11 protein-coding genes are annotated in these 14,822 nt (G+C 74.6%); 2 read left to right on the top strand and 9 right to left on the bottom strand.

Annotated elements, in window-relative coordinates; all coding sequences use genetic code 11:
* Positions 1–54 precede the first annotated feature (54 nt).
* On the top strand, positions 55–288 hold the full coding sequence (locus AB0M92_RS25755; protein WP_030154305.1) for a hypothetical protein: 234 nt from the start codon (positions 55–57) through the stop codon (positions 286–288).
* Between the two features lie 119 nt (positions 289–407).
* Here the strand turns inward: AB0M92_RS25755 and AB0M92_RS25750 are convergent, their stop codons facing one another.
* The 8 genes from AB0M92_RS25750 to AB0M92_RS25715 all read right to left on the bottom strand — a co-directional run bounded on the left by AB0M92_RS25750 (position 408) and on the right by AB0M92_RS25715 (position 12,963).
* Positions 408–1,388, bottom strand: coding sequence for a serine protease (locus AB0M92_RS25750; RefSeq protein WP_366104645.1), 981 nt, complete (start codon positions 1,386–1,388; stop codon positions 408–410).
* Between the two features lie 127 nt (positions 1,389–1,515).
* The gene (locus tag AB0M92_RS25745) at positions 1,516–3,090 is read right to left on the bottom strand and encodes an RNA polymerase sigma factor (RefSeq protein WP_366104644.1); all 1,575 of its coding nucleotides are present in this window, start codon (positions 3,088–3,090) and stop codon (positions 1,516–1,518) included.
* 273 nt (positions 3,091–3,363) lie between these two features.
* Complete coding sequence (locus tag AB0M92_RS25740) at positions 3,364–4,305, bottom strand: FadR/GntR family transcriptional regulator (RefSeq protein ID WP_366104643.1); 942 nt, start codon at positions 4,303–4,305, stop codon at positions 3,364–3,366.
* A 151-nt stretch (positions 4,306–4,456) separates the two neighbouring features.
* Complete coding sequence (locus tag AB0M92_RS25735) at positions 4,457–6,232, bottom strand: ATP-binding cassette domain-containing protein (RefSeq protein WP_366104642.1); 1,776 nt, start codon at positions 6,230–6,232, stop codon at positions 4,457–4,459.
* Positions 6,233–6,348: 116 nt separating this feature from the next.
* On the bottom strand, positions 6,349–7,095 hold the full coding sequence (locus AB0M92_RS25730) for an NUDIX domain-containing protein (protein ID WP_366104641.1): 747 nt from the start codon (positions 7,093–7,095) through the stop codon (positions 6,349–6,351).
* Positions 7,096–7,164: 69 nt separating this feature from the next.
* Complete coding sequence (locus AB0M92_RS25725; protein WP_366104640.1) at positions 7,165–9,132, bottom strand: glycogen debranching N-terminal domain-containing protein; 1,968 nt, start codon at positions 9,130–9,132, stop codon at positions 7,165–7,167.
* A gap of 245 nt (positions 9,133–9,377) precedes the next feature.
* The gene (locus AB0M92_RS25720) at positions 9,378–10,640 is read right to left on the bottom strand and encodes a DUF4192 domain-containing protein (protein ID WP_366104639.1); all 1,263 of its coding nucleotides are present in this window, start codon (positions 10,638–10,640) and stop codon (positions 9,378–9,380) included.
* A gap of 163 nt (positions 10,641–10,803) precedes the next feature.
* Entirely contained in the window at positions 10,804–12,963 is a 2,160-nt protein-coding gene (locus AB0M92_RS25715) for a RecQ family ATP-dependent DNA helicase (RefSeq protein ID WP_366104638.1), read from the bottom strand.
* 368 nt (positions 12,964–13,331) lie between these two features.
* Between AB0M92_RS25715 and AB0M92_RS25710 the strand changes: the two genes are divergently transcribed.
* The gene (locus tag AB0M92_RS25710; protein ID WP_366104637.1) at positions 13,332–13,964 is read left to right on the top strand and encodes a hypothetical protein; all 633 of its coding nucleotides are present in this window, start codon (positions 13,332–13,334) and stop codon (positions 13,962–13,964) included.
* Positions 13,965–14,143: 179 nt separating this feature from the next.
* Here AB0M92_RS25710 and AB0M92_RS25705 read toward each other — a convergent pair whose 3' ends face one another.
* Entirely contained in the window at positions 14,144–14,797 is a 654-nt protein-coding gene (locus AB0M92_RS25705; RefSeq protein ID WP_366104636.1) for a hypothetical protein, read from the bottom strand.
* Positions 14,798–14,822 lie beyond the last annotated feature (25 nt).

The following is a 14,822-nucleotide window of genomic DNA, read 5'->3' as shown; positions in this document are numbered from 1 at the left end:
CTGGTTGGATGTTGACCCTGGTACGACAGCTCGTCGAGCTAGAGAAGAGGCGACGTGACTACTGTTCTGACACCCGCGACCCCGCTGACGGCCGCTGACCGATGCGACCGTTGCGGCGCCCAGGCATATCTGCGCGTCGTCCTGCTGAGCGGCGGTGAACTGCTGTTCTGCGCCCACCACGGGCGTAAGTTCGAGCCGGAACTCAAGAAGATCGCCGCGGATATACAGGATGAGACCGAGCGGCTCACGTCCGCTCCGACGGCCAATGCCGACACCGAGGACCGCTGACACAGGCCTGTACCTCGCATCCGACGAGCCAGGACCGGCCAGGCCGGTCGACGGGCGGCACCCCTGAGACCCAGGGGTGCCGCCCGTCCTCACGTCCGGCGGCTCTCGACGCGGTTCGACTAGCGGCCCCCGGGCCGGTGCCGTCCGCCCGGCGCACCCGCGGATCCCCGAGGCTCCTCGGCCACATGCCCCTGTACGGGCCGTGCGGCCGGTCCGGAGCCCCTTTGGGCACCCCACGCGACGTCATGGCCCTCGCTTCGCCGCGGGGCCGTCTCCGGAGCCGTCACGAAGCCGGTGAGCGGCGCGATCTTCGTGTACACCCCCGGGCTGTCGGGGCGCCCGCAGCCCCGCCCCCAGGACACCAGCCCGATGAGCCTGCCCTGCGCGACCAACGGTCCGCCGCTGTCCCCCTGGCAGGCGTCCCGGCCGCCGTCGCGGTGTCCCGCGCACACCATGGAGTCGGGCCGGTACTGCCCGTCGGCGTCGCCGGGGTAGGCCCGCCGGCAGACGTCGTCGGCCAGCACCGTCACGCGTGCGGCACGCAGCGCGTACGCGTAGTCGCCGAACCCGCTCGTATCGCCCCAGCCGTACACGGCCGCCTCGCCGCCCGCCGCGTATCCGGGATGCCCCGCACCGGCCATGGGGAGCACGTAGTGGGCGGGCACGGCCTCGGCCAGCTCCAGTACGGCCAGGTCCCCGGCGTTGCTGCGGACGTCGTACGCCGGGTTCACCCGGGCCGAGCGGATCGGGATCTCGCGGCCCTCGGCCGCGCGCAGCTCCGTACGCCCGGTGATCACCCGGAAGTCGCGGACGGACTCGACCGGTCCGCCCAGCACCTGCCGGCCCAGGCAGTGGGCGGCGGTCAGCACCTTGGTCGGGCCCACGATGACGCCTCCGCAGAACTGGCCGCCCCGCGTACCCCCGAACCGGTCACGGCTGGCGAGGGCCACCACCCACGGGTTGTCGGCCGCCTTCACCGGCTTCCCGCCGATCACCACACTGTCCGCGGCTGCGTGCGGCGCCTGGGCCAGCGGCGCCGCGGCCGCCCCCGCCACCAGGGTCAGCGCGCCCGCCAGAGCACGGGAAAAGGGACGACGCATGAGGCCTCCTGACTCTGAGTGTGCATGACTCCACCCAGAGTGGGACGCCAAGTGGCCGTGCGCACCCGCGCACGGCCACCTCCGCAGCGTCCTCGGCCCGCCGTCTTCGGGCCGGTCGGCGCCCCTGTCAGTCCAGGTAGTCGCGCAGGACCTGGGAGCGGGACGGGTGGCGCAGCTTCGACATCGTCTTGGACTCGATCTGTCGGATCCGCTCGCGCGTGACCCCGTAGACCTTGCCGATCTCGTCGAGGGTCTTCGGCTGGCCGTCGGTGAGGCCGAAGCGCATCGAGACCACGCCCGCCTCGCGCTCGCTGAGGGTGTCGAGCACCGAGTGCAGCTGCTCCTGAAGGAGCGTGAAGCTCACGGCGTCGGCCGGGACGACCGCCTCGGAGTCCTCGATGAGGTCGCCGAACTCGCTGTCGCCGTCCTCGCCGAGCGGGGTGTGCAGGGAGATCGGCTCGCGGCCGTACTTCTGGACCTCGATGACCTTCTCGGGGGTCATGTCGAGTTCCTTGGCCAGCTCCTCCGGGGTGGGCTCGCGGCCCAGGTCCTGGAGCATCTGGCGCTGCACGCGGGCGAGCTTGTTGATGACCTCGACCATGTGCACCGGGATGCGGATGGTGCGGGCCTGGTCGGCCATGGCGCGCGTGATCGCCTGGCGGATCCACCAGGTCGCGTACGTGGAGAACTTGTAGCCCTTGGTGTAGTCGAACTTCTCGACCGCGCGGATCAGGCCGAGGTTGCCCTCCTGGATCAGGTCCAGGAAGAGCATGCCGCGGCCGGTGTAGCGCTTGGCCAGCGAGACCACGAGGCGGAGGTTGGCCTCCAGCAGGTGGTTCTTGGCGCGGCGGCCGTCCTCGGCGATGATCTCCAGCTCGCGCTTGAGCTTGGGCGCCAGCTTGTCGGAGTTGGCCAGCTTGTCCTCGCCGAAGAGGCCCGCCTCGATGCGCTTGGCGAGCTCCACCTCCTGCTCGGCGTTGAGGAGGGGGACCTTGCCGATCTGCTTGAGGTAGTCCTTGACGGGGTCGGCGGTGGCGCCGGCCACGGCGACCTGCTGGGCCGGGGCGTCGTCCTCGTCGTCGGAGATGACGAAGCCCTTGCTCTCGCCGCCGTCCTCTTCCTCCTCGCCCTCCGCCTTGGCCGCGCCGGGGCCTTCCTCCGAGGACTCCTCCTCGCCCCCGTCGTCGGCGTCCTTCTTGGCGGCGGTCTTCTTCGCGGCCGTCTTCTTCGCCGCGGTCTTCTTGGCGGGGGCCGCCTTCTTGGCCGCCGTCTTCTTCGCCGCGGTCTTCTTCGCGGCGGGCTCGGTTCCGGGCTCCTCCGCGGGAGCGTCCACGGGCTCCGGATCCACCGTCTGGGCCTCGGGTGCCGCGGCGGCGACGGGCTGCGCAGCCGTCGTCTTCGCCGCGACGGTCTTCGTGGCCGTCCGCTTGGCCGGGGTCTTCGCTGCGACGCTCTTACGGGTGGTGCGCTTGGGCGACTCCGCGGCACTGACCATCAGCGTCACACCCTCTTCCTCGAGGATCTGGTTGAGGCTGCGCAGAACATTCTTCCACTGGGTCGCAGGAATCTGGTCAGCCTCGAAGGCCCGACGCACGTCATCGCCGGCGATCTGCCCCTCGGCCTTGCCCCGCTCGATGAGCGCCATCACAGACTCGGAATCGGCGATCTCCGGCGGGAGCGTACGGGATGTGCTGGCCGACACGAACAACCTCTCGGAACGATGGAAACGGCTTCCGACCCCGGCCGGATGGTGCTGGACCGGAGCCGACGACCACCGACTGGGGATGGGCCGGGGGCGCGGGCAGGGGCCGGGGAGCTGCACAGCACCCGCAAGGGCTGCTGTCTTCCCTCCGTCGGCCATCACCTCTCTAGGTCATCGCTCGACCTCGCGGAGTGTTACGCCCAATCTTCGTGGCCCGAGTCACACCCCGGCCTCCCGACCGCCCCGGCGCCCGCCCCGCCGCCCGTCCGCGCGTCAGTGTTCGCGCGGGGCGGGGACCACGCGCTCGACCTCCGGGTGCACCATCAGCAGCTGACGCATGGCGGTCTCGGCACCCGTCGCGTCGCCGGCGGCGAGGGCCTCGACGATGCGGGCGTGGTGCGCGACGCACGTCTCGCCCGGGCGGTCGCAGGCGGTGATGGGGCTGCCGGAGACCTGGAGGGCGGAGGAGACGATGCCGGAGAGGTGCTCCAGCATGCGGTTGCCCGCGACCTGGATGAGGAGGGCGTGGAACTCGTTGTCGGCGCGCGCGAAGGTGATCGCGTCGCCCTGGCCGAGGGCGTGGCCCATGATCTCGACCATGTCGGCGAGGCGCTGCTGGATGTCCGGGCGCCCGTGGCCTGCCGCGAGGCGGGCGGCGAGGGGCTCGATGGTCCAGCGGAGCTCGTTGAGCTCGCGGCGCTGGTCGTCGCGCTGGGGGCCGAAGGCGCGCCACTCGATGATGTCGGGGTCGAGCAGGTTCCAGTCGGCGACCGGCCGGACGCGGGTGCCGACATTGGGGCGGGCGCTGACGAGGCCCTTGGCCTCCAGGACGCGCAGCGATTCGCGGACCACCGTGCGGGAGACCTCGAAGCGCTGGCCGATCTCCTCGGGGACCAGGGGCCGGTCTGCGCCGAGGTCGCCGGAGACGATCATCTGGCCGAGCTGCTGGACGAGTTGGCCGTGCAGTCCGCGGCCGCGGCTGCCTGCCGCGCGGCGGCCGACCCGGCTCAACTCGACGTCGGCGCCGTCCCAGTGGGGCGCTGCGACGCGGTCGGTCCCGGAGGCCTCCGCGTAGGGGTAGCGGTCGAGTTCGCCCGGGCCGGCGAGGCCGGAGTCGGCGTGGCGGGCGGCGGTCATCATGGTGTGCGCAAGGGTACTCACGAATCCTTTGTCGGCCGTGTCCGGATGACCCTTGAGGTCTTTGGTGAAAAGCACACGAAAGGGTGATCGGTGCCACCTACGCAATTGACGACTTATCGTAAAGAACCGGGCTCTTTGCGGGGAGTTGTGGTCCGGTTCACGTGATGCGGCCGGGTTCGGTCCCCTTCGGACTTTCTCCGGCACCGCAGCGATCACCATCGGTCCTTTACCAACGGACGCGGCTGCGCAGTCCTGTGAACCCATAGGCGCACAACAGGACCATCAGCGACAACAGCAGAGCCGTGCCGACGGGTTGGGCCATCACCCGCAGGGCGCCCAGGACCAGGCGGTCGGCCTCGGGGGGCCATTGCGCCCAGGCCAGTCCGCGCAGCCGGGCCGCGAGCCCGCTCGCCGCGTACGCGGACGGCCCCTCCAGTGCTTTGCGCACGAGGGGGACCACGATGAGCGGTACGGCGAGCACGGCGGCCAGGCCCGCGACCGCCGACCGGAAGACGCCGGAGGCCAGGACGCCGGCCCACGCGCAGCCGATGAGCAGCCCGGCCCAACTCACGGCCGGGGCCGTCCATTGCCCGGGCGCGCGCAGCGGGCCGCGGTCGAAGACGAGCTTGAGGGCGGCGGCGTCCGCGGTGACCGCGAGGGCGCCGAAGGCCAGGGCGAGGGCGGCGGCGACCACCAGCTTGGCGGCGAGCAGGCCCACGCGGCGCGGCACGGTGCCCCGGTCGGCGGCGAGCGCGGGGTAGCGGTACTCCTCACCGAAGGCCAGGGCGCCGAGCAGTCCGGCGCCGAGGGCGGCGGGGGGCAGGGGCAGCAGCTTCGGCCAGGCGGCGAGCAGCCGGTTCTGCGGGGTCCCGCCGGACCGGGCCAGCACCAGGGCGGTGACGACGGAGACGGCGACGACGGCGGCCGCGGTGAGCAGCGGCGTGGCGGTGCCGAAGACCCGGCGCAGCTCGTAGCGCAGTGGCCGCAGCGGTCCGCCCACCCGGCGCACCGTGGAGGCCGGGCGCATGCTGCGCGCCGCGGCGGTGGCGGCGATCGCGTGCGCCTGGGCTGCGGCGCCATCCGGCTCGGTGCGCGCCTGCGGGACCGGCGGTACGGGCGGGCAGGGCGCGCCGGCGTCCCCGGTTTCGTCGGCGAGTTGGTGGACCAGCACGCCGTGCCGGAACGCCGCCTCCCCCACCTCCGCGCAGCTGCTGCCGTACACCGACAGACGGCTGCCGCTCTCCTCGACGATCTCCACCGCGCGCTGGGCGGCCCGCGCCTCCCGGCCGAGTACGTCGGCCAGCCGGGCGGCGTACGGGCTGCGCACGGCGACCCGCGGTCGCAGCCGGGTCCGGGCGAACTCGGCCGCGTCCTGGTCGGCGACGAGCCGGCCCGCCTCGATGCTGACGACCCGGTCGGCGCTGCGGGCGGCTTCCTTGGCGTCGTCGGTGGTGAAGAGCACCACGCCGCCGAGGGAGGCGTGCCCGCGCAGCAGCCCGTGGAGCCAGCCGCGTTCGCGGGGCGAGAGTCCGGCGGTGGGCTCGTCGAGGAGCAGGGTGCACGGGTCGGCGAGCAGGGCGGCGGCCAGCGCGACCCGGCGCTCCATGCCGAGCGAGAGCGAGCCGAGCCGCTGGTCGCGCAGGCCCGCGATGCCGACGACCGCCAGCATGGTGTCGGCCCGGGAGGCCGGCACCCCTGCGGCGGCGCACAGCATCCGCAGCTGGCTCAGGACGGTCCGCGAGGGGTTGCCGGGCACGTCGCCGAGCAGCACCCCGACCTCACGGCCGGGATACGGGATCCGGTGCAGCGGGCGGCCGCGGAAGTAGGTGACACCGCGGCCCGGTTCGAGTTCGAGCATGAGCCGCAGTGCGGTGGTCTTGCCCGATCCCGGCTCGCCGAGGAGGGCGGTCACGGTTCCCGGGCGGGCCTCGAAGGTGAGGTCGTCCACCAGGGGTGGGAGGTCTCGACGGGGTGTGCTGGTGAGTCCGATGGCCTGGAGCATCGCTTCTCTCGCGGGGGGTGAGACCGCTCTGCGGCAATGTGAGTACCGCAAGCAAGATAACGCGATATGTCCGATTTTCGGGGTAGCCGGGGCGCGTTCGCGTCCGTGTCGACGCGTCAGACCTCGGGACGCAGCATCGGCGGATTGAGCAGGTTCGCCCCGCCGGCCCGGAACAGCTGGGCGGGCCTGCCGCCCTGACGGGTCGTCGTCCCGCCGGCCGGCACCAGGAATCCGGGGGTCCCGGTGACCTTGCGGTGGAAGTTGCGGGGGTCGAGGGCCACGCCCCACACGGCCTCGTAGACCCGGCGCAGCTCGCCGACGGTGAACGCGGGCGGGCAGAAGGCCGTGGCCAGCGAGGAGTACTCGATCTTGGAGCGGGCGCGCTCCACGCCGTCGGCGAGGATCCGGGCGTGGTCGAAGGCGAGCCCGGCGGCCGCCTGGTCCGAGGCGGCCAGGAGTTCGTCGACGGGGGCCCAGCGGGCGCTGTTGGCGTCTCCGCCGGCCCGGGGCGCGGGCAGGTCCGGAGCCAGGACCAGATGCGCGACGCTGACGACGCGCATGCGCGGATCGCGCTTGGGATCCCCATAGGTGGCCAGCTGTTCCAGGTGCGCGCCGTTGTCCGCGCCCGGCTCGGCCGGGTCGTGGGCGCACAGGCCGGTTTCCTCGGAGAGCTCGCGGGCCGCGGCCGCGGCCAGGTCCTCGTCGCCGCGGACGAAGCCGCCGGGCAGGGCCCAGCGTCCCTGGAACGGCTGCTCACCCCGCCGGACGACGAGCGCACAGAGCGCGTGACGCCGCACGGTGAGCACGACCAGGTCGACGGTGACAGCGAAGGGCGGATAGGCCGACGGGTCGTAGGGCGACATGCCGCGATCATAGTCGTCTGCCTGACGATAAACAGAGCTTTGGTCACCACGGAGGCGGCGACTGCCCGGCTACCCGCCGAGTTGGAGCGCATCGGCCGCCTCCTCCACCATGCCGAGGCCGAGCCGGCTGATCCGGACGGCGAACGGTTCCCCCGAGACCCGCAGGTCACACAAGCGCAGGGCGCCGAGCGGAGCCCCGGGCAGCGGGACGAGGGCGACCGTGCCCGCGGGGGCGTCGGGGCGCACCCCGGCGAGGGCGGTCAGCGCGTGCACCCCGGCGGCCGCGGCCACCGCGGCGGGGCGGCAGGCCGCCGGATGCGGGAGCGGCGCGCTGCCCGTGGTGCGCTGCTCGGCGGCGTACATCTCCGGCAGCCGGTACCCGAAGCTCTCCGCAGCGTCCAGCAGGCCCCGCAGCAGCCCGGCGGCCTCCTTCTCGAAGCCCGCCTGGGCGAGGCCGGCGACCGCGACGGCGCTCTCGTACGCACGCACCGCGCCGGAGCGGTGGCCGAAGGGGTTGTGGCCCGGCTCCCGGGAGCCCATGCTCCGCAGCCCCCAGCCGGAATCCATGGGAGGGGCGCCGAGCAGGCGGGCGAGCTGCTCGGTGCGAACGCGATCCAGCAGTCCGGGGGCGAGCAGGCCGCCGCCGAGCAGGCCGGTGTCCAGGAGATGGGCGGCGGCCCCCGTCAGCCGGGGCAGCGGCCGCCCGTCGGGGTGCAGGGCCGCGGCGGGCCGCCCGCCGTGCGGACCGTCGATCCAGAACCCGTCCCGGAACCGCTTGCGCAGTGCGGCCGCCCACTCCCGCCACTCCTCGGCGCCGGGCCGCCCGAACCCGTCAAGCAGGTCGGCTCCGAGCAGCGCGGCCCGGTGCGCGTGGGCCTGGGTCTCGCAGCGCCGGGGCCCGGGGTCGGGGTCGGCCAGGAGGCCGTCCGGCCCCAGGGCGCCGCGCAGCCATTCCAGGCACCGTTCGGCCGCCGGGAGGAGCCGGGCCACCTCTTCCTCGGGCATCCCCCAGCGCCGGGCTTCGGCGAGCACCGCCGGGAAGGCGAGGGTCGCCTCGGTGCCGGTGCACCCGGGCGGCAGCTGCGGACCGGCCCCGCGCAGCGGTCCGGGGATCTTCCCGGCGTCGGGGCCCCGGCCGCCGGTCTGGGTCCGGGCCAGGGTGCGCAGCGTGGCCGCCGCGAGACCGGTACCGAGCGGCAGCGCCATCCTGGCCGCCCAGAGGGACTCCGCCGGAGCCAGTCCGAGCCGCCACGGCACTCCGGCCGCGGCGAACGCGTCGGCCGGCTCCTGCGGATCCCGCATCAGCAGGGCTCCGAGGTCCTCGACGCTGCGCCGGAACCAGGCGTCGACCCGCGGGTCGTCCCCCTCGGCCCGGGCGGTGGCCAGCGGATTGGCCACCTGCCCGGCCGGGGCCCGGGACACGCGGTCCCGCGTGGTCCGCAGCTCGATGGTGCGGGACTCGCCCGGCCCCAGTTCGAGCTGCCAGCGCAGCAGTCCTGCCGAGGCCAGGGCGTCGTCGGGGGCCGGCTCGGCGACGGTGACGGCCTGGGCCTCCCCGCTGCTCCACCGCAGCCCGGCGGCGTGCACCCCTGCGGGCAGTTCGGGCCCGGCCCGGCCGGCGGCCACCGCGGCCAGCTCCGCCAAGTCGGTGCCGAGCAGCAGCTCGACGGGCAGGCGCAGCGGCCTGGCCGCGAAGCTGCGCACGGTGATCCGCTCGGTGCCGTCCGCGTGCCGCACCCGCTCCACGCCGATGTCGGGGTCGGGCCCCGCCTCCGCCCCGGTACGGACGGTCGCGGTGAAGGCGGCCCGGTCGGAGCCGAGGCTGCGTCCCTGGACGGCGACCGGATCCCGGCCGCCGATCCGGAGCACGCAGCGCGAGAGCAGCCGGCGCCCGGAGCGGTAGATCCCGTCGATCCCCCGCCCGGTCAGCTGGCCGTGCTCCGGCGAGATGACCAGGCAGGGCGCGGCGACGCAGATGACGGCGCCGTGCACGGGCGGCAACTCGGTCCTGCGGGCGGGCGGTACGGAGTGGGCCATGGGTCGCCTTGTCTGGGCTGTCTGCGCTCCGGCCTGTTTCGCTGGGCGGCGGCGCGGCCGGGCCCCCGCCACCCTCCAGCTGAACGCCCCCGCCCCCGCCCGGGTCACGGGCCCCGGTGGCGGCTGCGCCCGTACTGGGCCGTGCCGGTGACGCGGCCTTCGCCGCAGGGCGCTCGCGGCGGCGTCCCGGATCCACCGCGCGCGACTCCCCGCGCCCCGGCCCGCGCCGGAGCCCCGGTCCCGGCTCACTGGTCGCTCCCCGCCGTGCGGCGGGGCTCCCGGCGGGGCTTCGCCTCCCGGCGGCCGGGAGGACGGGTCGTGGCCGCGGCACGCCCCCGGCGGGGTTCCCGGCGCCGCCGCTCCTCCCGCAGGCAGGCGCGCAGCCCCTCCGGGTCGATGCCCTCGTTGCAGGCGTGGTGGAGCAGCTGCGCGAAGCGGTAGTCGGCGTCGGCGCGCAGGGCGAGCCCGAGGGCGATCCGGGCCGTCGGTTCGTCCCCGGTGGACCACGACACCCAGCCCGCGAGGGTGAGCGGGGCCGCCGCGTGCTCGCCGTAGGCCCCGACGCAGCGACGGGCCAGGGCCCGCCACAGCCGCAGGGCGGGGGCCGCGTCCTCGCCCTCCATCCACTCGGCGGCCACGTCCCGGATCTCGCGGTCCTGGAGGCCGAGGATCACGGTGGCGGCCTCGTCGTGCCCGAGCAGCGCGTCGTCCCAGTCGTCGGCTGCCGGTCCGCCCTCGACGGGCGGGGCGAGGGTCATGCGCCGCATCAGGGTCCGGGCCAGCGTGACCGTCTCCGCACCGACCTCCTCCCGGGTGGCCCCGTCGAGGATCTTCGGCACGAGGGCGGCGGCCGCCCGGTCCAGGGCCCGTTCCATCTCGGCCGCCCCGCCCCCGCGCAGCGGTGTCATGCGGTCCTCGATCTCCCGGAGCGAACCCCTGACCCGGAGTCCGGCGAAGGTGGCCGTCGCCGCCATCACCGAGGTGCCGGTCGCGGCCAGCGGGCTGCCCTCGGCGGGACAGCACCGCTCGTCGGGGCAGCAGTAGGACCAGTACCGGCCGCCCGAGATGCACAGCGCCTCCATCACCGGCACGTCGAGCGCGCCGCACGCCAGCCGGATGCGCTGGGCCAGCGGCCGCAGCCGGGTCATCACCCGCTGACCGCTCTCGCCGGCCTCCGGGTCCTGGCAGAGGAAGACGACGATGCCGTCGGGCTTGGCCTCGCGCCGCTCGCTGCCCCGGACCAGGCAGTCGGCGACCTGTCGGGCGGTGTCCTCCCATTCCGCCGGGGCCGTGGGGATGCCGACGCGGAGCCGGCCGCCGAAGCGCCCGCCCTCCCCGTGCACGGTGACCATGACGAGGGAGTCGGTCGGGTGGAACCCGAGCATGTAGGGCAGCGCGTCGGCCAGTTCGGCAGGGCTGCGCAAGGTGATGCGGGGAGGGAGGGCGGGTCCGGACGCGCTGATGGCGGGCCGGTCGGACGGGGTGCGTGGTTCGCGGTCGTTCGTCATGCCCCGACGGTCCCGCGGACGATCAGATCCCGAAAGCCCTGTGGATAACTCTTGATCCTTCAACATCCACAGGCTCGGGACACCCCTTGACGCAAGGTCACAACCAGTGGGTTCCATGGGGACATGACCACGGAACCGAAACGCCCGTACCCGCCTGTGAAGATCAGCCGGCCGTCGCCAGGATCAGCGGAAGGACCTGTCCGCCACCCGCCTGGCGGATCAGGCGGGCGGCGACCGCCAGGGTCCAGCCGGAGTCGGAGTAGTCGTCCACGAGGAGGACGGGCCCGGGCGACTGCGCCAGGGCCGCGGCCAGTTCCCCGGAGACCGCGAAGGCCCCTGCAAGGGCCCGCAGGCGCTGGGCGGAGTTGCTGCGGCGCGCCGCGTGCGCGCCGTCCGGCCCGGTGTACGTCAGCGTGCCCAGGTACGGGAGGCGGCCGATGCGCGCGATCCCCTCCGCCAGGGAACCCACGAGCTGCGGGCGGGCGAGGGAGGGCACGGCGACGACGCCCACGGGCCGGGCGGAGGCGTCCGGGACCCCGGGGGCCCAGCCGCCCGCCGAGCGCGCCCAGTCGGCGAGGACGGCCACCGCGGCGTTCAGCACGTCGTCGGGGACCTGCCCGTCGGGGGCGTTCTCGGCGAGCAGCGGGCGCAGCCGGTTGCCCCAGCCGATGTCCGAGAGCCGGCCGAGCGCCCGACCGGTGGAGCACTGCTCCCCGGCCGGGATGCGTCCCTTCAGGCTGACGCCCAGGGCCGCCATGCCGGTCGGCCACATCCGGCGCGGCTCCACCTCCACCCCCGGGCGGTCCAGTTCCTTCGTCGCGCCGGTCAGGGTCTCGGCCGACACGGAGGAATCGGCCCAGGCGCCCGCGCAGTTGTCGCACCGGCCGCACGGGGCCGCGCCCTCGTCGTCCAGCTGGCGTCGCAGGAACTCCATCCGGCACCCGGAGGTGCTCACGTAGTCCCGCATGGCCTGCTGCTCGGCGGCGCGCTGGCGGGCGACCCAGGCGTACCGCTCGGAGTCGTACGTCCACTCCCGGCCGGTGGAGCTCCAGCCGCCCTTGACCCGCTTGACGGCCCCGTCGACGTCGAGCACCTTGAGCATCGTCTCCAGCCGCGTGCGCCGCAGCTCCACCGCCGCCTCCAGCGCCGGGACGGACAGCGGCCGCCCGGCGTCGGCGAGGGCCGCCAGGGTCTGCCGTACCTGGGCCTCCGGCGGGAAGGCGGTATCGGCGAAGTAGCGCCAGATGGCCTCGTCCTCCTTGCCCGGCAGCAGCAGGACCTCGGCGTGCTCGACCCCGCGCCCGGCGCGGCCGACCTGCTGGTAGTAGGCGATCGGCGAGGACGGGGAACCGAGGTGGATCACGAAGCCCAGGTCGGGCTTGTCGAAGCCCATGCCCAGCGCCGAGGTCGCCACGAGCGCCTTGACCCGGTTCGCCTGGAGGTCGTCCTCGGCCTGCAGGCGGTCGGCGTTCTCCGTCTTGCCCGTGTACGAGGCCACCGGGAAGCCGCGCTGGCGCAGGAACGCGGCGGCCTCCTCGGCCGCGGCCACCGTCAGCGTGTAGATGATCCCCGAGCCGGGCAGCTCGTCGAGGTGCTCGGCGAGCCAGGCCAGCCGGTGCGCCGCGTCCGGCAGCTCGACCACGCCCAGGCGCAGGCTCTCCCGGTCGAGCGGGCCGCGCAGCACCAGGGCCTCGCCGGCCCCCGTGCCCAGCTGTTCCGCCACGTCAGCGGTGACGCGGGCGTTGGCGGTGGCGGTGGTGGCCAGGACCGGGACGCCGGGGGCGAGCTCGGCGAGCATGGCCCGCAGCCGTCGGTAGTCGGGGCGGAAGTCGTGGCCCCAGTCGGAGATGCAGTGGGCCTCGTCGACCACGAGCAGACCGGTCGTCGCCGCCAGCTTGGGCAGCACCTGCTCGCGGAAGTCCACGGAGTTGAGCCGTTCGGGGCTGACGAGGAGCACGTCGGTCTCGCCGCGCTCGACCTCCCCGTAGATGGCGTCCCACTCCTCCGGGTTGGCCGAGTTGATGGTGCGCGCCTGGATGCCTGCCCGCGCCGCCGCCTCGACCTGGTTGCGCATCAGCGCCAGCAGCGGCGAGATGATCACCGTGGGGCCGGATCCTCGCCGGCGCAGCAGCGCCGTGGCGACGAAGTACACCGCTGACTTGCCCCAGCCGGTGCGCTGCACGACCAGGGCCCGACGGCGCTCCTGAACCAGGGCGGCCACGGCCTGCCACTGGTCCTCCCGCAGCCGCGCCCCGCTCCCGGGCGCGCCGACGAGCTCAGCGAGGATGGCATCGGCTTCGGTGCGGAGCTCCAGGTTGTCCATGCCCCCATGCAACCGGATGGCACGGACAATCGGCCAATTCACCCAGCGTGGGAAGATCGTCGCGGAGCGTCCACGGGTCGGACACCCGCTCCACCCGGTCTCGACCCGGCCCCCGAAGGGGTGTTTCCGCTGGTGCGGGCGCTTCGGGCGGAGTCGGATGAGTCATCTTCGGCTTGACGGGGCAAGGATATGAACGGCATACCGGCGAATTCCGGTCGGCGGCGCCAATTGCTCGTTGCCGCATGCTCGCGGGCCACGCGAGAATTGGGCTGCCCCCGCTCGGCTCGACGGCGCTCTTCCGGGCCTCGCCGCGGCGCGCCCGCACGACAGCTGTGCCCGTCCGCGGGCGTGTACCCGAAGGGAGGACCGTGACCTTCGGATTCGCCCCGCCTTCGACGTCGTCACTGACCACGGCGGCCGGCGTCGCCAGCCGGCACGGCAGACGGCTGGAACCCGCCGAATGGACGGCGGCCGGCGTCCCCCTGCTGCGCAATCCGCGCGAGGTCGTGAGCGGGCTGCACTCCCGCCACGCTCCGGCGCCCTCGACGGCGGTGATCGCCGTGCTCGGCCCCGAGGAACGCCTCGTCGCGAGCGCCTCCTTCGCGCAGCGCTCGTCCTCGGCCGACGGCTGGGACTACCGCAACGCCCTGCTCGCCGCTCTGCGCCGGGTCATCCCGCACGACCTGCGGCGCCGGAGTCCGGTGCGGACCGCGGTGCTGCTCTACTGCCGCGAGGGCGACGAGCGGTGGACCGAGGAGGACGGCGCCTGGATGTGGGGGCTGCGGGACGCCTGCACCCTGCACGGGTTGCGCTGCGGCGCGTACATCACGCTGACCCGCGGCGGCTGGCAGGTGCTGGGCGAGGGCCGGGGCGGCCGGCATCCCGGCTCCGACTCGCGGCCCGAGCGGCTCGGCGACGCGGTGGCCGACTTCCCCGCGCTGAGCCTGCGTACCGGCGGCGGCGCGAGCGAGATCATGCGGCGCCGTACCGCCGCGCGCTGAGGGTCCGCCGTGCGCCGGAGCCCGCCCGGGGCGCTCGAAGCCCGCCCGCGCACCGTTCGCGTACGCGGGCAGCCCTCACGGCCGTACACCCTGGATCGGGCGTACGGCTGGTCGGGCCTCGGGCTTCAGCGGGGCCGGTCCGGCCGGCCCCGCCCCTTGCCCCTGCCGGACACGGGGCGTCAGACGCCCGTGCCCAGCACGGAGTTGACCTGCTGCGGGTCGCCGCACACGATCAGCAGCGTGCCGGCCCGCGCGAGCGCGGTCGGCAGGGCGGCGATGGTCGCGTCGGCCGGTCCGCCGTTGGTCGCGAAGACCACGACGGGACGTTCCGCGGCGCGCTCGGCCTGCGCCGCGTCCGCGTAGAAGACGTCGTCCCCGGCGTCGTGCAGGGCCCAGTAGGCGGCCTCGCCGAAGGACAGCTCGTGCGCGGCCCACGGGTGCGGGTCGCCGGTGGTGAGCACCAGGATGTCGCCGGGCGCGCGCCCGGTGTCGAGCAGCAGGTCGACGGCCTCTTCGGCCGCGTCCAGCGCACCCTCGGCGGAGGCCGGGATCAGCTGGATCTGGGGCACCGCCGCGGAGACGGACGGTGCGGTGGGGGCTGCGGGTGCGGGGGTGGCCTGCGGCGCTCGCTGCGCGGGCGGTGCGGGCCTGGGAGCCCCGCCCGCACGGCTCGCCGCCGCGGGGGAGGGACCGGGGCGCCCGGGCCGCGGAACGGCGGCGGGACGCGGACCAGGTACGGGGCGGGGGGTCTGCGCGGTGCGGCTCGCGGCCGGCGTGACGCGGGGACCCTGGGCACTCTCGTGAATCTGAGGCTCCTCGGTGGTGAGAGGCATGAGTTGATGTCTATCAAACACCGGT

This window comes from Streptomyces sp. NPDC051582 (genome assembly GCF_040681715.1).
GTDB lineage: Bacteria > Actinomycetota > Actinomycetes > Streptomycetales > Streptomycetaceae > Streptomyces.
This window is presented reverse-complemented; position numbering and strand designations above follow the sequence as displayed.